This window comes from Verminephrobacter eiseniae EF01-2 (genome assembly GCF_000015565.1).
Lineage (GTDB): Bacteria > Pseudomonadota > Gammaproteobacteria > Burkholderiales > Burkholderiaceae_C > Acidovorax > Acidovorax eiseniae.
In genome coordinates this window covers 2,020,681-2,041,917 of the sequence record NC_008786.1, presented here as the reverse complement: position 1 = coordinate 2,041,917, position 21,237 = coordinate 2,020,681, and the positions used below count along the sequence as shown (strand labels likewise).

The following is a 21,237-nucleotide window of genomic DNA, read 5'->3' as shown; positions in this document are numbered from 1 at the left end:
GGTGGGCGACATGGACCCGATGCGCTTCATCAGTGTTGCGGCGGCGCTGCTGCTCGCCGCAGCGGCGGCGACAGCCGCGCCAACGTTGCGGGTCTGTGCCGCCGACGATGACCTGCCATACAGCACGGCCACCGGCGCCGGCTTCGAGGATCGATTGGCCGCGCAGCTCGGCGCCGCGCTGGGCATGGCGGTGGAGCGGGTGCCGTTCGCCGACCCGCGCTACATCGTGCGTGACGGTATCGACAAGGACATGTGCGATGTGATGCTCGGCGTCGACAGCGGCGACCCGCGGCTGCAAACCACCAGTCCCTATTACCGCTCCAGCTATGTGTTCCTCACCCGGGCCAAGGACGCGCCGGACGTGCGCGACTGGAACAGCGAGGTGCTCAAGACGGCCAAGCTCGGCGTGATTCCCGGCACGCCGGCCGAGACCATGCTGCGCCAGATCGGGCGCTACTCGGACTCTTTTTCCTACCTGATGTCCCTGGGCGGCAACAGGGCCATGCGCAACCGCTTCGTGCGCTACGACGTCGAAAAGCTGGTGCGCGACCTGGCCGAAGGCCGCATCGATGTCGCAGTGGCCTGGGCGCCGGCCGTGGCGCGCTATGTCAAGGCCAGCAAAGAGCCGTTGCGCTCGGTGGTCGTGCCCGAGGCGCGGCGCAGCGACGGCGAGCGGGTGATCTTCAGCTACGACACCTCGATCGGCGTGAAGAAGGGCAACACCCTTTTGCTATCGCAGATCGAAACGGCCATGGCCCGCCTGCAACCCGTCTTCGACCAAGTCCTGGGCAGCGAGGGGATTACCGCCCTCACGCCACAGACCGCGCCCATGGCCGCAGCAGCAGGGGTCGTGCGCCAATGATGATCCGTCGCGCCTTCTACGCCATCCCCATCGCGCTGAGTGCGCTCCAGTTCAGCGTGCACGGCATGGCCCAAGCACCGCGTTTCTACCACCAGATCGAAGGCACGCCGCTCAATTTCGGCGGGCTCAAGGAGACCGAGACGGCTGCCGTCAAGGCATTCAAGGAGACCGGCAAAAACCCCTACAACAAGGACGCCGCCGCGATCAAGAAAGGGGAGTCGTTGTTCGCGACCGCCTGCTCCGGTTGCCACGGCCACAAGGCCGAGGGCAAACTCGGGCCAGGTTTGGCGGACGACTACTGGACCTACCCGAAGAACAACACCGACGCCGGCTTGTTCTCCAGTGTCTACGGCGGACTGGCCGGCTCCATGGGGCCCCAGCGCGGCCGCTTGACGCAGGACGAAATCCTGCAACTCATGGCCTGGATGCGCTCCATCTATGTGGGCGATCCGGCCAAGGCCGCATGGACCAAATAGCGGAGTGGGCCCGAACCGGACCCGGCCCACGCCATATCACCAACCCCAACCCCAGACCCTCAAGGAGACTCACATGAAGACATACCATGCCCTGTCCATCGCCGCCGCAGCCCTGTTCATCGGTGCCGGCGCCCAAGCCTACGACGGCACCAACTGCAAGGCCGCCGGCGATTGCTGGGAACCCAAACCCGGCTATCCCGCCAAACTGGCCGGCAGCAAGTACGACCCCAAGCACGACCCTGCCGAGTTGAACAAGAACCAGCAGGCCGTCCAGTCGATGGAAGAGCGCAACGCCAAGCGCTTGGCCAATGCGCGTGCGACGGGAACCTTCAAGTTCGACGTGAACTGAAGACGCCGCCCGCCAGACGCCCCAACAGCTGTACCTCCCCGCCGTTCATCGATGAACGCTGAGCGAGTCCCCGCGATGGCATGCGCCCGGGCCGGCAAGGATGCCAGGCGCACGCCCGGCAATAGCCGCAGCCATCGCGCGGTTTTGCAAAGCCGCAAACGCCCCTAGCCAGGGGCACATGGCACATGGCGTATGGGACTTGGGTTGAATGCTGCCCAAAAGCCCTTCGTCCCCTGGCGCCACCCTTTCTTTTCCCCCATGACCTCCGACAACCTGCTCGCGGACTGGCGGCAACGCGCCCTCACGCTCGAAAATGCCTTGAATGCCGTGATGGTCGGTATGCCCAAGCCCGTGCGCAGCGTGGTCGTCGCGCTGTTCGCCCGGGGCCATGTGCTGCTCGAAGGCGATGTCGGCGTCGGCAAGACCACGCTGCTACAGGCGCTGGCGCGGGGCATCGGCGGCGGCTACCAGCGCATCGAGGGCACCATCGACCTGATGCCCAGCGACCTGATCTACTACACCCAGCTCGGTGACGACGGCCGCCCCCGCGTGCTGCCCGGGCCGCTGCTGGCGCAGGGCGAAAAACTCTCGGTCTTCTTCTTCAACGAAATCAACCGTGCGCGCCCGCAGGTGCACGCATTGCTGCTGCGGCTGATGGCCGAGCGCACCATTGCGGCGTTCAACCGCGAATTCGAGTTTGCCCACCTGACGGTGTTCGCCGACCGCAACCGGGTCGAGCGCGAGGAAACCTTCGAGTTGCCGGCCGCGTCGCGCGACCGCTTTCTGATGGAGATCCTGATCGAAGCGCCCACCGATCGGGCACACCTCGAAGCGCTGATGTTCGATGCCCGCTTCCACGACACGCAGGCGCTGCTATCGCCGGTTCCCGAAGGTCTGATCGACCCGGCGCAACTCGATGGGCTGGCATCGACGCTGCAACACACCATCAGCGCCAGCCCGGCCCTGCGCCACTACGGCACGGAACTGTGGCTGGCCACGCGAGAGCCGGCGCGCTACGGCGTGCTGTTGCCCGAGATCGAAGTCGAAGAACTGATGGCGGCCGGCGCCGGCCCGCGTGGTGTCGCGATGCTGGTCCGCGCGGCGCGTGTGCATGCCTGGCTGGAGGGCCGCGCGGCGATCGTGCCCGAAGACCTGCGCACGGTGTTCGTCGACACCATCGCGCACCGCTTGGCATTGCAGCCGGTGTACGAGGCGCAGCGGGCCGAGATTGCACGGCCCCTGGCGGCGGAGATACTGCGCCGGGTCGCCGCACCGTGACGCCAGCGCCGTGACACCATCGAGCGCTCCATGACCCGCGCCGCCGAAGAGCTTGCCTACCGCATCCGCTGGCGCGCCGCCGATGTGCACCCCGGCAGCCACCGCTCCCGCGTGGCCGGTAGCGGCGAAGAGTTTCGCGGCGTGGTGCCGCTTGCCGTGGGGCGCGATGCGCGCCGCATCGACCTGCGCGCCAGCGTCGCCGACCCGTTTGGCCGGCCCTGGGTGCGCGAGTTTCGCCAGCGCAGCCGGATCCCGGTGGTATTGCTGGCCGACCTGTCGCGCTCGATGCGCTTTGCCGGCAGCGTCGAGCGCTTCGAACTCACCGCCCGCTTTGCCCGGGCGCTGGCGCGTGGCGCATTCCGTCGCGGCGACCCGTTCGGCTTCATCGGCTGCGATGGCGCCGTGCGGCGCGAACTGCTGCTGCCGCCAACGCTGTCACGCCACGCCGGCGAGCATGTCGCCCGGCAACTGCGCGACCTGGCCGTACAAGGCGCCGCACGCGAAGCGAGCGCCCAGGGCCTGGTGCAGGCGACCCGCTGGCTGCCACGGCAGCGCTCTCTGGTGTTCGTGGTCTCCGACCTCTACTTCGACATGGCGCTGTTCGAGAAAATGCTCAAGCAGTTGGCGCAGCACGAAGTCGTGGTCGTGCTGCTGGCCGACAGCCTGGAGCGCGCGCCGCCAGCCCGCTGGGGGCTGGTGCGTCTGGCCGATCTGGAAAACGCGCGCGAGCGGCTGGTGTTCCTGCACCCGGGCTTGGCCGATCGCCTGGCTGCGGCGCAACAGGCGCGCCATGCCGGCGCGGCGCAAATGGCGCGGCGCCACGGCGCCTCGCTGCTGGTGGCGCAAGACGGGCTGAACCTGGCAGCGCTGGCGCGGCATTTCCTGGCCCGGGGCGGCACATGAGACATCCTGTGTCGACCCCCCGCCGGTTTGACGAGCCACTGAGCGCCTGCGGCATCGCGCTGGCCATGCTGATGGCCTGGATGCTTGGCACGCTCCCGGCTTCGGCCACGACATCGGCCATGTCGGCCACATCGGCCACTACGTCAGCCACCACATCGGCGGCCGCAGCGCCCGATGGCGCGCCGATGCCGCGATTGCTGCGCACGCAGCCGCCCCGCGACAGCGCCCGCCACCTGGGCGACTTGCTCGTCTACCGTGCCCTGATCGAATGGCCGCCGGGCTGGGAGATCGACCGCGACGGGCTGCAAGCGCCCACCCGTGAAGACGGCCCGCTGGAACTGCGGGGCCACAGCGTCGAGCCGGCCGGCAGCGTCTGCGCAAATTGCCGGTGGTTGTCCGTCACTTGGCAACTGTTCAAAACGGTGCACAACACCACCGACGTGCCGTTGCCAGCCACCCCGCTGCGGCTGCGCAAGGGCGCGCAGATCACCCGGCTGATGCTGCCGGCCAGCCGGCTATCGCTGTCGCCGCTGGTGCCGTGGGAGCGCCGGGCCGGCTGGGTCGACAGCATGCGCCCGGGTTGGCAAGCCAACCGGCTGGACGTGCGTAGCCGGCTGATCGAGAGCGGCATCTGGCTCGGCGTGGCGCTGCTGGCGCTGGCCGGCTGGGCCTGGAGCAGCGGGCGCTGGCTGCTGCGGCGCAGCACCCGGCCCTTCGCCCAGGCTTGGCGCACCGTGAAGTCCCGCCCGCGCGCCGGTGCGGGCGGGGTGCTGCCAGCCGACGCCGACGACCTGCGCTGCTGGCACCGGGCCTTCGATGCGACGGCCGCAGAAGTGGTGTTTGCCGATCGGCTCGACGCCTTCTTCGCCGCGCATCCCGGGCTGGCGCCTCTGGCCAGCCAGGTGCGCGAGGTATTCGCAGCGTCGCAGTGCGCCTTCTACCTCGACCCCGGGGCTGCCGCCCCCGCCACGCGGCTGGCACGGCAGGACCTGGCCGCACTGCTGCGCCGCTTGGCGCAGCGCGAGTTTCGGCTGGCGGCCGAGTTCAGCCGCTCGCCCGGCCGCCGGAGGGCGCATGCCCGAGTTTGAGCATCCTGCCTGGCTCTATGGCCTGGCCTTGGCCGTGCTGCCATGGTGGCTGCACGGCCAGCGACGGGTGATGTGGGCCAGCGTCGGCACCTGGCCCGTGGATGCGGCGTCACGCTGGGTCGACATGGGCCTGCGCTGCGCCGCCAGCCTGGCGCTCGCCGCCGCCGCGCTCAGTCTGGCCGGCGGCTATCTGCAAGGACTACCGATCGAGCGCACCGGCACCGGCGCGCACCTGGCCATCGTGCTCGACCGCAGCGCCAGCATGGCCGACGGCTTTGCCGCCGCGCGCCAGGCCGGCGAGGAGTCCAAGAGCGAGGCCGCAGCGCGGCTGCTCGACGGCTTTGTCAAAGAGCGTCCGCTCGACCTGTTCGGCCTGACCCTGTTTTCCACCGCGCCGATGCAGGTGCTGGGCCTGTCGTCCGACCACGAAGCGGTGCGCGCCGCGCTGCGCGCCGCAGCGACGCCGGGCATCGGACTGACCAATGTCGCGGCCGGCCTGGCGCTGGCGCTGGCGCAGTTCGGCGAGCAGCCTCATACCGGTTCGCGCGTGATCCTGTTCGTGTCCGACGGCGCAGCCCAGATCGAGCCGCGTGCCCAAATCAAGCTGCGCCGCTTGTTCGAGGAATACCGCGTCCAGTTGTACTGGGTGTACCTGCGCTCGCCCGGCAGCAACAGCCCTACCCGTCCGCCCGACCCGCAGGCCGGCGCCGACGTGGCGCCCGAATACCACCTCCACACCTTCTTCCAAGACCTGGGCACACCCTACCGGCTGTACGAGGCCGACAACCCGCAGGCCCTCGCGGCCGCGATCAGCGATGTCTCGCGGCTGCAAAACCTGCCGCTGCGCTACCTGCAAGCGCAGCCACGGCGCAACTTGGCACCGTGGTGCGATGCCATCGCGCTATCGTGCGCGCTGCTGCTGCTGCTGGCGCGCAGCCTGGAGATAGAGCGTTGGCAGCGCGGCTGACCCCGGCACGCCTGCGGCCCATGCTGCTGGCAGGGCGCTGGCTGCCATGGCTGTGCCTGCTCACGGCCTTGCTCGCGGCAGCGCTGGCCGGCGCGCGCGCGTTCGACGCCTGGCAAGCGGCGCAGACCAACCAGCAGATGAGCGCGGGGCTTGCGGCGCCCGGCGCGCCGGCACCGGTGCTGCTGGCACATGCCATCGCGCTGGAGCGGCAGGGCCGCTTCGACGAAGCGCTGAGCGCCTACGCAGACGCACAAGCACTGGGCAGCGACAGCGTGCGCCAGGCGGTGCGGGTCAACGTCGCCAACCTGTACCTGCGCCGCGGCATCGAGGCCGCGCGCGACGAAGGCAGCACGGAACGCGCGATGGCGCTGCTGCAACTGGCCAAATCCGGCTACCGCCGGGCGCTGCGGATACAGCCCGACGACTGGAACACCCGCTACAACTTCGAGCTTGCATTGCGCGTGCTGCCCGATCTGGAGGTGCGCAACTGGCGCCGCTCCGGCAGCGACCTCGACGACGAGGCGCAGCAGCGCCTGCTCAAGGACAAAGCCGCCTGGACCGAAATGGTCGGGCCGCCGCGCGGAATGCATTGAGATGACTGGCACCCGGCCATCGTCCACGCCAAAAACAGCCCTGCGCCATCGCGCACGCTGGTGGCTCGCCATCCTGGCCGTGCTGGCCTTTGCGCTGGCACTGCTGCGCCCCGGCTTCACCTGGCCGTCGCGCGTCGGCACCACCTTGTTGGTCGTCGACATCACGCAGAGCATGAACGTGGCCGACATGCACGGGCAACCCCCGGACGGCAACTTGCCGGCAGACGCCGCGCCCATCACACGCCTGGCCTACACACGCGCACTCCTGCGCCGCGTGGTGCGCGAACTGCCCTGCGGCCACAGTGCCGGCGTCGGCGTGTTCACCGAACGCAAAACCCTGGTGCTGATGGCGCCGGTCGAAGTCTGCGCGCACTACGCGGCGCTCGACGATGTGCTGACCAACCTCGACTGGCGCATGGCATGGGCGGCCGACAGCCACATCTTTTACGGCACCTACTCGGCGCTGGAGCAGATCCGGCAGCACTGGCCCGGCACCGCGCTGGCCTTGTTCACCGACGGCCACCAGGCGCCGCCGATCTTCCCCGGCAGAGAGCCACGCTTTGACCGATCGGCCAACACCCCGGCAGGGGCCCTGTTCGGCGTCGGCGGCCTGCAACCCCAGCCCGTGCCGCGCACCGGCGCCCAGGGCCAGACCATTGGCTACTGGACGCAGGAAGAAGCAGCGGCCTTTGCCTCCCCGGGAGCCCAGCCCGCGATTCCTGCGCCGGACAGAGAGCGCATGGCCGCCGCCGGAGAGGACCTGCGCAACCGACCCCAGCGCCCGCCCAGTGCGGGCACCGAGCACCTGTCGTGGCGCCGGGACGAAGTCCTCGCCCGCATCGCCGAAATCACCGGGCTGCAAGTCCATACGGCCAGCGATGCCGGCACCGTGGTCACCGCGCTGCAAAGACTGCCAGGCGGCGCCACACGGCCACAGCGCCACGAACTGCACGCCCCTTTGGTGCTGCTCGGCGCGCTGGCACTGCTGGCGGGCCTGCTGCCCGAATGGCGCCGGCAACGCCAACCCCTGCCGGGCGCCACAGGCGCAGGCCGGCGCATCGCCCCTGCCACCCTTTCCCGACCCACACCCCTTTGACGCATGAAATCACAGCCTCACCCTCACCCTCACCCGGCACACCGCCGCAGCCACCGTGGACTGCCGGCCCTGGCATTTGCATTGGCCGTGCTGACCGCGCCATCGGCGCACGCGCACGGGCCGACGCCACAAAAGATCGATGAAGCGGTCGAAATCGCCGCCGCACCCGCTGCGGTGTGGGCGCTGGTCGGCGACTTCGGATCGCTAGCGCGCTGGAACCCGCGCCTGAAGGCCAGCGAGGCCGACCAAGGCAACGCCGTCGGCTCGAAACGGCGCCTGACCTTCGACCAAGGCGCCGGCGTCAGCGAAGAACTCGACGAGCACCTGCCGGCAGAAATGAGCATGTCCTACCGCTCGGGGCGGACGATAGACACCAAGGTGCTTCCGGTCGGCTCCTACTCGGCACGGCTGCGGGTCGTGCCTGCCGGCAGTGGCAGCCGACTCGAATGGCGCGCGCGCGCCTACCGCGCCGACACCGGCAACGAGCCCGCAGCGGGTCTGGACGACGCCGCCGCCGTGCAAGCGCTGCGCGACTTCATGCTGCCCGCACTGCATGCGGCAAAGAAAAAACTGGAAGACAAGCAAAACTGATGCAGCGGCCTTGCCCGACGAGGTGCCCAAGGCGTGGACGAACAAGGCACACAAGACGCAACGCACAAGGCGCGACCGGCCCGCATCGAGGGCAAACCAACGGGGGTGGATCGGGTGCAGGCCATCGCCAATGCCGTCAACCGGGAGATCGCCCAGCGCGATGCAGAGCCGAACTGGCCGGCGCGGATGTCAGCGCCAATGGCCACCCACGAGATCAGGATCGATCCGCACACGAGATGCATATCGCTCCGGATGCAGCCCATGTGCAGGCACCGGCAGGCGTTGGACATTGCCGTCGTCAGCCGTCAGTCGTCAGTCGTCGAGTGCTGGTACAGCTTTTCGTCAAACACATCGATCGCGTCCAGCGCATCAAGATGCGCGAGTTTGTTGCGCAATCGCTTGAGCTTTTCCGCCGTCCGCTGGATGTTGTCACTCAGGCCCTGCCTATGAGCCACATAAGACAGTGGCCCAATCTCCATATCGTTGAGGTCGCAGTACCTGATGCCCGCCACATCTATCGGTGTTGCAACCAACCCCCGCATGAGGCGAACGAGGTTGCGACGTTGCAGCTCGAGCGCCGGAAGCACCTCAGTCGCTTGAGCCGCCCACAGGCGCATCGTCAGCTCTTGCTGTGCATCGCCTTCCCGCACAATCAAGAAGGGGTGAGCGCACTGCACATCGTCAAAGCACTGCAAACCACCGGATTGCCATGTCCTGTCCAGTCCGGCCGGCATCCCGAGTTCGCGCAAAGCGTCGTTGAGCACTACCGCAGGGTGAAAAAGATCCTCCGGATTGCGCTCGATGAGGTAGGCGGCGACAGCCAAATCCCACAACGCCAAGCGGCTAATCATTCGTCCGACGAGTCGCAATTCGTAGCCGGGTCTTGTGCCATTACGTAGCAAAGAAGTCACAAACAGCAAGACATCGAGTTCGCCGACCACGTTGTTCCACGCCAATGCACGTAGCGCAACAGCTGTTTGCGGCATCTCCAAAAGCGCGACACCTTCGGTGAACAGCACGATGAGCGGGCGCTCACACATGCCAATGCTGCGGCTTGCGATTTCGTATTCACCGATGAACTGCTTCCAAGCGCTCCAACTGCACGGCAGGACCCTGTCAACGAGCACAACCTGCCCGGGATCGAGCCTTTGCCGAAGCAGCGCGACCGTTCGCCTTTGATTGCCGTCATCGAGTCCGAGCGCCGAAAACATCTGCTCGACTGGATCACCACCATCATCTTCGACGACGGGCGCCACGTTCCAGCCATCGAAGTGCAGCCGATCTTCGAGCGCTTTTCGCAAGCCATTCAGACCGTGTGCAGGCACCGGCAAAAGTAAGCTGCAACCATCCCTGAGTGCAGCCACCGCTTGGTCAAGAAAGTGGCTGGGACCTGGAAGACTCCAAAGACGCATCAGTTCTCCAGTTTGTTGAGCAGTCCGCTGATGAAAGGGTCCAGACTCCAATAGTCGCCACCCCCACGAACGACCAATCCGAGAAGGTCTGCCCACCTCAAGGACCGCTCGACAATCTCCAAAGAGACCTCCGCGAGCTCAGCGAGCTCAGCTACGGTGACCGGCTCACAATATGCGGCCAGTCTGCAAAGCACAAGTTGAGGCTCACAAACGACAAAACCGAAGGACTTGGCCCATGCATCAATTTGGTCAGGCCCCATGCCGATGAAATGGGATTCAATGCGACGCTTGAGTTCGCTTTCCTGATTGCAGTTCCTCACCAGATCCTGCAAAGCCGATGCCCAGTAGCCGGTCACTTGCCGAACTTGCTGGCGAGTTTCCTTTTCCGAAGGTAGTTGTTGCTCGGTGAGCCAGTGCTTGACGAACTCGTCAGCCCAGGGCAACAAAGACATCCACGGCACTTGCATGTCTGCAAAGGTAGCCCTGTCGCTCATTGCGCCCCACAAAGTCACTGGGTTCGCCAGGAAAACAAGGGACACGAACTTGCTTGGGCTTCTGAGCAAGTTGAGCTTTTGGCGGCCAGCCTCAATCCATTCCGAACTCCACGCAACCGTAGCCGGAACGAGCACCAGCGTGTTTCCTTCAGTTTCTCGAGCCTTGAGTGCACGGTCGAGAGCGTGCGTGAACGACATGGTGTCCAGGCAATCGTCCTCCAACACCTTCACCTGTGCAGTCTCTCCAACATAGTCGCGTAGAGCCTCGATCACGTCAGAGATGCCGCCCGCATGGCTTCCAGCGATGGCCGTCACTGTGTTCTCGCGCCGCATGAGCTTGTCGAGTTGCTGATACGTGAGCGGATTGCGTTGCGGACTGTTGGTTGATGATTTCAAGGACGGACGGAAGGACGACAGCTCGAATTCGACTGATGGCTCTCTATCCTTGACGAGTACCGCCTCTATTTCATCGCGACTGCCCAAAAGCAACAGGATATTCAGATTGCGCAACGTGTAGTAGCCTTCGCGCGCCCTGCTCAACACACCAAGCTCAACCATCTCATCAAGGAGCACGCAGAAATCGCGCTCGCTTGTGTCCTGGAATCCTTCCGGCCACCAGTGCAGCGCACCTTTCTCGCGGATGCTCTTCCAGTTCAATCCGTCTGCGTGCTTGTAAGTGCCCTCCAAAGTGGCCCACGCCAGGGCGTAGGCAACCACCTCATAGCGTGGGTCCAACTGTAATGTCAGACGGAATTTGGAGCGGATCTCATCGCGAAGTTCTCCACTTGAGTAGACCGACTCGATGTCCTTGTCCGAGATGATGTAGCGTGGCCCTGGTGGGTGTCGTGCCGATGCCAGCCTCGACTGCATGTGCCCCAAAAGGCGCGAGCAATAAAATTGTATGAGGCTTGGGTAGTAGTTCGTTTGTGCCAGGATCCGAATGACCAGGTTTCGTGACTCGAACTCGAACCCTGCGGCTGCCATGGGGCGGCGCACCAATTCCTCAGCTTCCTTGACTTCGTCTTCATCTACCAGCGGTCCGACCTTGATGGGCTCGCCGAAGTGAGCGAGCGGATGGTTCGCTCGCTCGGTCATCCGCAGCACGTTGTGCAGTCCGGCAAAGACGACCTTGAAATGCCTGGACGTTTCGTCCATCAGTTGCTTGAGGCGGCGGGTCTCGGCGAAGTCCTTTTTGCCATCCTGCTCGAAAAATCGGTCGGCTTCGTCAAGTAACAGCAGGATGCGCCTGTCGTCATCTTGCCCAAGAAAGTGTCTGATCTCCTGAATGATGGTGTCGATGCTTCCTTTGCGTGAGGGACTCGGAATCGGGACAACCGCCTCCAGTACCTTGATGAGCTTGAGTTGCTCGGCAAGACAAACCCAAATCTCTTCGGCTTGACGACTGACGCCGATCCCCTCGGCGCGCAGGTCTACCCAGCGCGAGAATCGCCCCGCGTCCGGTGCGTGGAACGACTGCTCCGCACGACGTAACAGCGCTGTCTTGCCCAACTGACGACCACCGTAAATGAAGCAGCGACCGTTGATCCCCTTGACCGCATCAAGCTCGGCGCTTCGGCCATAGAACATTTCGGGGGGAACCAAACCGGCTGTAGCGTCATACGGCGTTGAGTATGCGAACGGTAGTGCCAGTTGAAACAGGCCCGAGACCTTTGACGTCGACTGCGCCAAAAGATAGATCAGCATCAATTCGTCGACGAGCAGGAACGCTTTGCGACTGGTCTTGGCAATCCGCGCGAGTTCCCTGCGCCTGCGTTCTTTTATCCGGGTGAAGTGCAGGACGATAGTTGGTTTCTGAAGCGTCGGGTCGCCCACGAGTTGGAGGATATCCTCGTCGGCAAGTTGCTCCCAGACACAAATCACGCGATAGCGCCCCTTGGCCATGGAACCGAAGTGCGGCACCGGACACACCGCGCGGTCGTTCATCGGCTCCAACTCCAGGCTCCAGACTTCTTCGCGCGCACTCGGCCGTTCGGTGACCACCTGAATTCGCTTGAACTGAAACCCGAGCCCGCTAAACAGCGATTCGAGCTTCCCGGCATCGACACGCTTTTTCGATTTGATCTCAGACCACAAGCCAAACAGCTTGACCGCATGCTCACGCTGTGCAGTTCCCAGGGGGTCAAAATCCAACGCACCGAGCTTTTGACCACTGCGCATGGCTCCTTCAATGACGCTGCGGGGTGAATTCGCATCCAACCACGCATCCAGGGTTTGCAAAGTGTGCGGGAAGAATTCCTTGAACCCGTCAACCAGCGCATGTTCTTCCGGCCAAACGGGCTTGCCCTCCACCAATCGCTGCAATAGCTCATGGGCAGTAGCGACATCGCCATCACGAAGTACACGCTCGACCTCATCGATGCCTGGCGCACTCTCGGCGGTTCGGTTGATTTCCGATAGCGCTCGTTGAACCTGTTGCGTGCGCTTGGCACGATGTTCCGCCAATGCCTTGCGAGCATCGTCAACAGCCGCAAGGGCCACATCGAACTGGCCCTGCTCGGCACGATCTTGGCAGCGCCTGAGTTCCGTCTCGAAATGACCAAGGTCTTGGTCATTCAAATAGCCATATGCCCGACCTACCTCCATGTCTCGCCGGGCCTCGGCAATGCGGCGGTTGAGATCATTTCTCCAAGACTCTCGCATGCGCTTGAGTTCCACACGCCATCGCTCTGCGGCCTCGAAGTCCGGGTACTTTTGCACGATGAGTTCGGCACCGAAAAGGTCACCGCTTTCCAAGCGTGCCCGGAAAGCATCTTCCAAAGTTCCGGGGAAAGCAGACCATTGCGCAATGGCAGACACCACCTGCGCAAGCTCCGTCCTGAGTTCCCATCGTTCGTGCAGGTGCAAGCAAGGAACGAGCAATACCGCACGTGCGAGCGCTTCGGCCGCAGTGGGCTCTGCGGGGAGCAACTCGGCCGCAGGGTCGAACAGATTGCGCATTGCCTTGAACTGCGACGACACCACGGATCGCGCCGCCGCGACGAGGCCCCACTCGTCGGGATCTCCGTTGGCCAGTTCGACGTCAACGCTTGAAGCCGCCTTGCTCAGCGTCTGCCTAACCTCGTGGAGCAATTCGCGCAGCCTGTTGCCGCTTTGCCCTTCGGATTCGGCCAAAATGATCCACTTGCGGGCGTAGGTGCGCGCTTCGGCAACGCTGCGCTGGAGTTGGTCAAGCGCGCCAGAGTGAATGTCTTCTCCCCTGATTCGGCGAAGTATTTTGCGGTCCGTCTCTCGCACCAGGCGCGAGAATTCGTTCGGATCAGATAGCTTCATGACCAGAGACTTGGCGTGTTGCAAGTCGGTAGACCTGTTGGCCGCAACAATTGAAACAAGCTGGTGCAGCACCCCCTGTGGCTTCGTCCAATGCCGCCACACGTTTGTGGCCGCAGCGAACTTCATCGTCATCGCCGGAGCATGCTCGCCCAACCACTCGGTCGCACCTCGTTGCAGGTGCGCCAATTCCTCGCGCATTCCCGCTTCGGAGCGAGCGGCCTTGAGCGCCGCCGGTTCAATCCGGAATCCCTGCAGCCTCTCGCTGAACTCTTTGATTTCGACGACCAACCGATACAGCGCAGGATAGTTGGATAGGCGCAGGTATCCCGCTGCCGTCGTTGCACCTACGCCGGGAGCAAGCACCATCGGACGCAACGTCGCAGCGACCAGCAGAAGGTTCAGCGCCGTATGCCAAGCATACGGTCCGTCCTGAACAAACATGTCGGACGTGAGTTCGTTCAAATGGTTCGTCAGGGCTTCCCTGATGGCACCGTCTGGCAGTGCGAGCTCTTTGGCCAGCGTGACAGCAGCCAATAGCGCCGGCGGCGGCACTCTGAGGGTCGGCTTCTGTTCTGCAATCGCTTTGGTGAATTGATACGCAAGACCCAACTGATGTGAGCCAAGCAGAGTCCAAATCGGTTTGCACAACTCTCCCGCCTCGACCGAGTAGAGGTTGTCATCGACATTTGTTTCAAACTCCGCTGGAAGCACAGGCGTGGGCACCTTGACGTCGACGACATTGTTCGGCGCTGCCACCGATGGCTCTGATGCAGGCGCCATCACAGGCGGCGCTGCAATCGGTGGCGTAGCTTGCAGTGGCGCAGTGTGCTGCTCGAGCACAAGCTCACAACACGCGCTTTGCGTTTGCGCCTTGGGCTGGGCGTCAATTTCTGCGGGGACTGGTTCCACGACGGGCTGTTTTGCCTCAATCTCGGGCAAGACAGCGTTTGTTTGCCCATCCTGCTGAAGCAATTGTCCGCTTTGATAGTTCGATGAACGGTCGAAGGACTTCTCAAACGGGGACGCGCTGGCCAGCAAATCAGCCTCAAGTCCGGACACCGCAGCCTCTGCATCCGCAAGCAGGCGATAACTCTCTTGCCTCCTTAGTTCCAACACTCGACGCTCTGCAAAAGGCTTGGCGGATGTGATGGCGGCACTGGCTTGGTCAACTGCTTTCTCCAAGTCTGTTCGTTCTTGCCATGCCTGTCGAAGACGCTCCGCGCAATCGATCGTCTGGGACATGGCGCGTTCGGCATCGTCGGCCAATGCAGCCAGCGCTTTGGCGTCAGTGCACTCTTGCTGTGCCAACTGCCAGCGCGCCGGAACTTTCCCGACGAGTTCATCGACGAGACCGTCGAGTACAGGCTCTTGGCTCAAACTGCGGCAATGGTCTGCCAAGACCTTGACTGCGGCTTCAAGCCTGGCCCTTTCCACAACATCTTGAGAAGGCATTTGTTGCACCGCAACACCCAGCTCACCGCAAAGTTGCTCCAGCGCCGTGACGCCTTCGAGGCTCGGCTGCTTTAGCCGTTCCGTGAGGCACTCAAGCCTTTCGAGCAGCACATCCCAACTCGCGCGCCACTCTTGGCAAGCGGTTGCAGCAGCGTTGACAACGGGCACGAGAGGTTCTTCTCTATCCATGCTCGGCACCTTCCCGATCTCAGACGGATGCACCAGATCGCCCAACTCTTCTTGCAATGCGGGGCAGCGCGTCAAAGCCTCTTTGATAAACCAATCTGTGGCACCAACGGAAGACAGTGAGAAGACGACTCGCGCGAGGATCAGACGTTGCTCCTGCTCCCGTGCGTCCCAGGCTGCCAAGTCTGCCAGGACTTTGGGCCACAACATGAATACGCCAAAAGAAACTTGCTCTTTCGGTCGATTGGTCAGGCGTTGAATCCGCTCCCGAATGCCGCGCCACTGCGGGCACGATGCGGACATTGCAGTTTCGTCATATCCGAGGTGCATCCAGTCCGGGTTGTACGCGGCGAGCAGTTGAACGTCGAGTGCCATTGCATATGCCTTTGTGCCTACCGGCCATTTGCCGTCCCCACTCAAAAACATCCCGCTGCAAGACCAAAAGGTACGAAAACGCACGGCCGGACTCAGATTGCAAGCCAGTATCCGCTCGTCGAATTTCGACAGTCGTCCGGCTACTCGCGCTCGCCACTCCGCCGGAATTTGCATTTCGTACTTAATTGCATGACGAATTTCCCGGTTGAGGCAGGCTTTTCGCCGCATCAAGGCAATCACAGCAACCGTGTGGTCTTCCCGGTCCAGCAAAGAGGCAGGCAAGCCATAGACACCAAGATGTTTTGGAAACGATTCAATGCGCAATGCTCTTCTCCGATTGTTTGTGGTATTACATCATGGCTGTCGGCTCTCATTGAGCCTTGAACTTCGCTCCATGGCCAGTCAATGACCAGGGCACGCGCCCAGCCCACTACGGCATCGCAAACCCGCCCGAGGCCCCTATCGTCTGGCCGGTGATGAACAGGGCGCGCCCGGACGCGAGAAAGGCGACCAGTGCGGAGATGTCTTCGGGCCGCGCGAGCCGTCCGGCACCTTGGGCGATGGGGTAGACCTTGAGCATCTTGCCCAGCCGTTCGTCGTTGTCTGCGCTGGCGTGGAGGGCCAGCGGCCCGTCCTTGATGCCGGCGTGGGACACCGCGCCGAGCGCTACCGAATTCACGGTGATCGCGTGCCGCCCATGCTCGCGCGCCAAGGCCCTGCCAAAGCCTGCCATCGCGGCCTTGGCGCCGGAGTACACGGCCATGTTGGCTTCGCCGATGCGGCCGGCTTCCGAGATGATGTTGATGATGCGGCCGCCGTTGCGCTCGACCATGCCCGGCAGCACGCTGTGGCAGCAGTTCATCGTGCCGTAGAGGTTCAGGTCGACGATCTTGGCCCAGTCCGCCGTCGGCATGTCGAGAAAGGCTGGCGTGCGCCCGCCTTTTTCGCGGCGCTCGGGGATGATGCCGGCGTTGTTCACCAGCACCGTCACCGGCGCATCGAAATGCGCGCTGCCCCGGGCGACCATGGCCTGCACCTGTGGGCTGTGCGTGATGTCGGCCGGTGCTGCCAGCGCCTGTCCGCCGGCGGCGGTGATTTCTTTGGCGACGGCCTCGGCGCGTTGCGCGAACAGGTCGTTGACGATGACGCGCGCGCCTTCGGTCGCCAGTTCGATGCAGATTTGACGGCCCACGCCCTGGCCGCCGCCGGTCACGAGCGCGACCTGGCCTTCCAATCCGAGTTTCATGCTTGTCTGCCTGGATGTTCGTTGAAAAAAAACAGGGCCGGCGCTCAGCGCCCGGTGAACACCGGCTTGCGCTTTTCGACGAAGGCCCGCATGCCCTCCTTGCGGTCTGCGCTGTCGATGACCATCGCGGCCGCATAGCGCTCGTATTCCAGGCCCGAGTCGAGGTCGGTCTGCAAGCCGCGGTTGATGGCGCGCTTGGCGAATCTGACCGCCAGCGGCGGGTGTTCGGCGATGCGCTGCGCGAACGCGATGGCGGCGGGCATCAGTTCGGCCTGCGGCAGCACGCGGCTGACGATGCCGTAGCGCAGCGCGGTGTCGGCGTCGATCAGGTCTGCGGTGAGGATCAGTTCCTTGGCCCGCGCCTGGCCGATCAGGCGCGGCAGGCGCTGCGTGCCGCCGGCGGCGGGAATCACGCCGAGTTTGACCTCGGGCAGTCCGAAGCGCGCACTGTCGCAGGCGAGGCGGATGTCGCAGCACAGCGCGACCTCCAGCCCGCCGCCGAGCGCCACGCCGTTGATCGCGGCGACCACTGGTTTCTCGAACTCTTCGATGTTGCGCAGCAACTCGTGCGTGGCCTTTTGCGCGACGAAGTAGTCGCTGCCCGTGGTCTGCTGGTCGGCGCGTTCCTTGATGTCGGCGCCGGCGCAAAAGGCGCGCTCGCCGCTGCCGGTGATGAGCACCGCGCGCACGCGCTCGTCAGCGCGGGCGTACTCGAAGAAGGCGCGCGCAAGGTCGGGCTTCATCGAGCCGCCGAGCGTGTTCATGCGCCCGGGGCGGTTGAGCGTGACGATGGCAACGTTCTCGCGCCGTTCGTACAGCACGCTGGCCAGCGCCGCAGGGGCTGCGCTCATCGGGGTCGTTCCTTCCTGTGTTGGCTCAGGCCGATAGCACATGCGCTATGGCCACCGCGCCCAAGCCGATCATGTGGGCCATGCCCCAGCGTGCGCCCGGGTGCTGGCGGCCCTCGGCGGCGCCGCGCAGTTGCCGGGTGATTTCGACGATCTGCCCGATGCCTGTCGGCCCGAGCGGGTGACCCATGCCGAGCAGTCCGCCCGAGGCGTTGATCGCGCAGCGCCCTCCTATCTGCGAGTCGCCGCGTTCGAGGTAGGCCGGGCCTTCGCCGGGTGCGCACAGGCCAATGGCTTCGCTGTAGAGCAGTTCTTCCACCGAGAAGGCGTCATGCAGTTCGAGCAGATCGAGTTGCGTGGCCGCGATGCCGGCCTGTTCGAGCGCCGCCTGGGCGCTGCTGCGCACCAGTTCGATCGCGCTGGCGCCATGGCGGGGGGCGCCCGGTGCGCTGCGCTCGGGATGCTGATGACCCTGGCTGCGCTCGGGGGGCTGATGACGCTCGCTGCGCTCGGGACACTGATGGCCCTCGCTGCGCTCGGGGTGCTGATGACGCTCGCTGTTGGCGCACGAGGCGCGCACGCGCACGCAGCGTTTTCGCTCCAGGCCCAGGCGCCCGAGCGCATGGCCCGAGACCAGCAGCACCGCCGCTGCGCCTTCGCCGCGCGGGCAGCATTGCGGCACCGTCAGGTCGCCCACCACCTTGGTGGCGGCCAGCACCTGCTCCAGCGTGCGCGGCTTGCGCAACTGCGCATACGGGTTGCGCGCTGCGTTGCCGTGGTTCTTGACCGCCACCCGGGCCATGGCCTCGGCGCCGGCGCCGCGCTCGCGCAGGTAGCTGCGCGCCATCAGCGCGAACTTGACCGCCGGGATGGTGGCGCTGTCGCTCAGATGTTCCAGCCCGTCCTTGTTCGCTGCGCGGCGGCCGTCGCCATGCTTGTCCACGCCCAGCGCCAGCACCACGTCGCTGATGCCATGCGTGACTTCGATGCAGGCTTGGCGAAAGGCGAAGGAGCCCGAGGCCGAGGCGTTCTCGACCTGCATGACCGCCAGGCCGCCAGCGCCGAGGTGGCGCAGCATCACCGGGCCTGCGGCCATGCCGATCGAGGTGGTGCCGATGTAGGCGCTTTGCACCTGCTGCCAGGCCAGCCCGGCGTCTGCCAGCGCTGCGCGCACCGCCGTCAGGCCCAGGTGGGTGTAGGGCGTTTGCGTCGGGAACTGGTAGCGGTGCAGGCCGATGCCGGCAACGTAGACGCCGCCGTTGCCGTCGATCCAATGGCTCATTGCGCGGCCTGCCGATCTGGAACGAACACGCATCCATAGCCGTCGCCCGAAGCCAGCGGCTGCGCCCGTGCGCGCAGCGCCATGCCGGGGTGCAGCCGGCTTTCGTCATCGACCGCAATCAGGCCCTGCTGCACCACTCGATCGGCAATGCGGATGTCGCCCACGATGCCCGGGACGGGCAGGCCCGGGGCCAGCGCCAGATGCAGCGTCACATATTCGAGCAGCGTGCCGCCGCCGGGCCGCAGCACCTGCGCGCTGGCGTCGATGGCCTGGCCGCAGTGCATGCAGCCAGGCGCGTTCGCCGGAAAGCTCAGGGCCTGGCAGGCCGGGCATTGCGCGAACAGAAAGTCCAGCGAGCGGCCGTCGGCGGCCAAGCGGTACAGCGACGGCCGCTGCGCCGGCAGTGTGCTCAGGTCTCGGGTCATCGCAGCAGGGTCATGGGTCATGGCGACAGGGTGGACAGGGTGAAGGTGGACAGGATGGAAAGGGCCGCTCATTCCAGCTTGGCGCCGGAGGCCTGAACCAGTTCGCGCCAGCGCACCATCTCGGTCTTGACGAACTCGCCGAGCCTGGCGTCGCGCAGGTCCTTCAGGGGCAGGCTGCCGAACTTCTCGGTCGCTTGCAGCATCTCGGGGTCGGCAATGGCCTGCGCAATCGCGTCGCCCAGGCGTTTGGCGATGCCGGGCGGGGTCTGGGCCGGCAGGAACACGGCGCTCCAGGCGCTGACCTCGGCCTTGGGCAGCCCTAGTTCGCCCACGCCCGGAACGTCGGGCATGGCCGCCAGCCGGGTCTTGCTGGTCACGGCCAGCGGCCGCAGCTTGCCGGCCTGCACGAAGGGCAGCACGACGGCGGCGTAGTCGAACATCAGGTCGAGGTTGCCGGCCATCAGGTCGGTCAGTGCCGGGCTGCTGCCCTTGTAGGGCACATGGGTCATGCGGATGCCGGTGGTCGCCTGGAATAGTTCGGCCGACAGGTGCGTGCCAGTGCCGGCGCCGGCCGAGCCGAAGTTCAGTTGGCCGGGGTGGGCCTTGGCGTAGGCGATCAGTGCGGGCACGGTCTTGAATGGCCGCTCAGGGTGGACCACCAGCACCAGCGGCGTTGCCGACAGCGCGTGCACCGGCACGAAGTCCTTGACCGGGTCGTAGCGGATGTTCTTGTACAGCGCGAGGTTGGCCGCCTGCGTGCCCGAGGTGCCGTAGATCATCGTGTAGCCGTCGGGCGGCTGGCGCACGGCCGCTTCCACGCCAATCGAGCCGCCGGCGCCTGGCCGGTTCTCGACCACCACCGGCTGGCCGAGCTTGTCGCTCAGGATTTTGGCCAGCAGCCGCGAATTGCTGTCGGTGATGCCGCCGGGCGTGAACGGCACGACGAAGCTGATCGGCCGCGTTGGCCAGGTCTGCCCGGCCGCATCTGCGGGCGCCAAAGCAGCCACCACCCACAGCCCGGCCAGCGCTTTCTTGCAGAACTTGTCCATGCAGGTCTCCAGATGGTTGTTTACAATTTCTACGACATACCGGAATGTATTTCTGTATTTCGTTGAGAATCAATAGGGTATGTCCCAATGACGTTCGCCACATCACGCCAAACACTGCATCATCAAGAAAGAACACACCTGGCGTTTGATCCGGTATATTCGTGTTTGTCTACGAAATATCGGAGTAAAAATGCCCATCATCGTCCCTGCTGCCGCCCGCACCATGTCTTTGCTCGAACTATTCGCCCGGGAAAAGCGCGAGCTATCCAACGCCGACCTGGCGCGGCTGCTGGACCTGCCCGAAAGCAGTTGTTCAGACCTGCTGCACACGCTGCACGAGCTTGGCTATCTGCTGCGCACCGCGCGCAGCCGGCGCTTTTATCCGACGGCCCGGCTGCTGTCGGTGGCCCGGGAGATTTCTGCCAGCGATCCGCTCTACGCGGTGGCCTCGGAAGCGGCCGAACTGCTGCGCGACAAGACCGGCGAGACAGGGCTGTGCGGCCGCATCGAAGCCGGCGTGGTCAAGGTGCTGGCGTTCACCGCAGGGCGGCATCCGCTGCGCTACATGCAGAACGTCGGCGACAAGCTGAGCCTGCATGTGTCGGCGCTCGGCAAGGCCATCCTCGCGCTCGGCACGCCCGAGGAGGCGGCGCGCCAGTTGCGGCTCAAGCCGCTGCGCAAGATTGCCGAAGGCAGCATCGTCGACTTGGCCGCGCTGCAAGCGCAGGTGGCGCAGGCGCGCACGCAGGGCTGGATCTGGGTCGAGAACGAGGGCGGCGACGGCCTGTCGGCGCTGGCGGTCGCGGGCCATGCGGGCGGCGCGCCGCTGGCGCTTTCGGTGGCCGGCCCCACCGACCGCCTGCGCCCGCAGCGCCAAGCCCTGCTGGCTGCGTTGCAGGAGGTGCAGGCGCTGGTCTTTCGTCCGCGCAGCGGCAGCGAGCCTGGCGCCGCATAGCGCGCAGGCCATTTTTTCC

General features: G+C 65.1%; 18 protein-coding genes. 11 read left to right on the top strand and 7 right to left on the bottom strand.

The genetic code is table 11. The annotated features are described in order from the left end of the window. Nucleotides 1-10 precede the first annotated feature (10 nt). The 10 genes from moxJ (at nt 11) to VEIS_RS08880 (ending at nt 8,203) form a co-directional block, all read left to right on the top strand. Complete coding sequence (gene moxJ / locus VEIS_RS08925) at nt 11-862, top strand: methanol oxidation system protein MoxJ (protein WP_011809587.1); 852 nt, start codon at nt 11-13, stop codon at nt 860-862. Continuing rightward, on the top strand, nt 862-1,338 hold the full coding sequence (moxG, locus tag VEIS_RS08920; protein ID WP_198137973.1) for a cytochrome c(L), periplasmic: 477 nt from the start codon (nt 862-864) through the stop codon (nt 1,336-1,338). Before moxJ ends, moxG begins: the two co-directional genes overlap by 1 nt. 73 nt (nt 1,339-1,411) lie before the next feature. Next, nucleotides 1,412-1,687, top strand: a complete 276-nt coding sequence (locus tag VEIS_RS08915; protein WP_011809585.1) for a methanol dehydrogenase [cytochrome c] subunit — start codon at nt 1,412-1,414, stop codon at nt 1,685-1,687. Nucleotides 1,688-1,945: 258 nt separating this feature from the next. Further along, nucleotides 1,946-2,965, top strand: a complete 1,020-nt coding sequence (locus VEIS_RS08910; protein WP_011809584.1) for an AAA family ATPase — start codon at nt 1,946-1,948, stop codon at nt 2,963-2,965. A gap of 30 nt (nt 2,966-2,995) precedes the next feature. Next, nucleotides 2,996-3,868, top strand: a complete 873-nt coding sequence (locus tag VEIS_RS08905) for a DUF58 domain-containing protein (RefSeq protein ID WP_011809583.1) — start codon at nt 2,996-2,998, stop codon at nt 3,866-3,868. An 8-nt stretch (nt 3,869-3,876) separates the two neighbouring features. Further along, entirely contained in the window at nt 3,877-4,956 is a 1,080-nt protein-coding gene (locus VEIS_RS24710; RefSeq protein ID WP_049773853.1) for a hypothetical protein, read from the top strand. Then, nucleotides 4,943-5,923 carry a vWA domain-containing protein gene (locus VEIS_RS08895; protein ID WP_011809581.1) on the top strand — a complete coding sequence of 327 codons (981 nt, stop codon included), beginning with the start codon at nt 4,943-4,945 and terminating at the stop codon, nt 5,921-5,923. Before VEIS_RS24710 ends, VEIS_RS08895 begins: the two co-directional genes overlap by 14 nt. After that, entirely contained in the window at nt 5,908-6,516 is a 609-nt protein-coding gene (locus VEIS_RS08890; RefSeq protein WP_011809580.1) for a hypothetical protein, read from the top strand. The genes VEIS_RS08895 and VEIS_RS08890 overlap by 16 nt, the downstream gene beginning before the upstream one ends. A gap of 1 nt (nt 6,517) precedes the next feature. Next, nucleotides 6,518-7,612 carry a hypothetical protein gene (locus VEIS_RS08885; RefSeq protein ID WP_011809579.1) on the top strand — a complete coding sequence of 365 codons (1,095 nt, stop codon included), beginning with the start codon at nt 6,518-6,520 and terminating at the stop codon, nt 7,610-7,612. 87 nt (nt 7,613-7,699) lie between these two features. After that, nucleotides 7,700-8,203, top strand: coding sequence for an SRPBCC family protein (locus VEIS_RS08880; protein WP_198137972.1), 504 nt, complete (start codon nt 7,700-7,702; stop codon nt 8,201-8,203). 305 nt (nt 8,204-8,508) lie between these two features. On the opposite strand, the gene VEIS_RS08875 is transcribed toward VEIS_RS08880, so the two are convergent. From VEIS_RS08875 to VEIS_RS08845, 7 genes are all read right to left on the bottom strand, one after another. Then, nucleotides 8,509-9,567 carry a hypothetical protein gene (locus VEIS_RS08875; protein ID WP_232287884.1) on the bottom strand — a complete coding sequence of 353 codons (1,059 nt, stop codon included), beginning with the start codon at nt 9,565-9,567 and terminating at the stop codon, nt 8,509-8,511. A 47-nt stretch (nt 9,568-9,614) separates the two neighbouring features. Continuing rightward, nucleotides 9,615-15,737: a P-loop NTPase family protein gene (locus VEIS_RS08870; protein WP_157048449.1), complete on the bottom strand. Its 6,123-nt coding sequence runs from the start codon at nt 15,735-15,737 to the stop codon at nt 9,615-9,617. A gap of 106 nt (nt 15,738-15,843) precedes the next feature. Further along, nucleotides 15,844-16,659: an SDR family NAD(P)-dependent oxidoreductase gene (locus tag VEIS_RS08865; protein WP_011809575.1), complete on the bottom strand. Its 816-nt coding sequence runs from the start codon at nt 16,657-16,659 to the stop codon at nt 15,844-15,846. Between the two features lie 44 nt (nt 16,660-16,703). Beyond that, nucleotides 16,704-17,510 carry an enoyl-CoA hydratase/isomerase family protein gene (locus VEIS_RS08860; RefSeq protein WP_011809574.1) on the bottom strand — a complete coding sequence of 269 codons (807 nt, stop codon included), beginning with the start codon at nt 17,508-17,510 and terminating at the stop codon, nt 16,704-16,706. A 25-nt stretch (nt 17,511-17,535) separates the two neighbouring features. Continuing rightward, on the bottom strand, nt 17,536-18,789 hold the full coding sequence (locus VEIS_RS08855; protein WP_011809573.1) for a thiolase family protein: 1,254 nt from the start codon (nt 18,787-18,789) through the stop codon (nt 17,536-17,538). Then, nucleotides 18,786-19,235 (bottom strand): Zn-ribbon domain-containing OB-fold protein, encoded by a 450-nt coding sequence (locus tag VEIS_RS08850; RefSeq protein WP_011809572.1) that lies wholly within the window; start codon nt 19,233-19,235, stop codon nt 18,786-18,788. Before VEIS_RS08850 ends, VEIS_RS08855 begins: the two co-directional genes overlap by 4 nt. Before the next feature lie 47 nt (nt 19,236-19,282). Beyond that, on the bottom strand, nt 19,283-20,263 hold the full coding sequence (locus VEIS_RS08845; RefSeq protein WP_011809571.1) for a Bug family tripartite tricarboxylate transporter substrate binding protein: 981 nt from the start codon (nt 20,261-20,263) through the stop codon (nt 19,283-19,285). A gap of 190 nt (nt 20,264-20,453) precedes the next feature. On the opposite strand from VEIS_RS08845, the gene VEIS_RS08840 reads away from it, so the two are divergent. Further along, nucleotides 20,454-21,218: an IclR family transcriptional regulator gene (locus tag VEIS_RS08840; RefSeq protein WP_011809570.1), complete on the top strand. Its 765-nt coding sequence runs from the start codon at nt 20,454-20,456 to the stop codon at nt 21,216-21,218. Nucleotides 21,219-21,237: the final 19 nt, after the last annotated feature.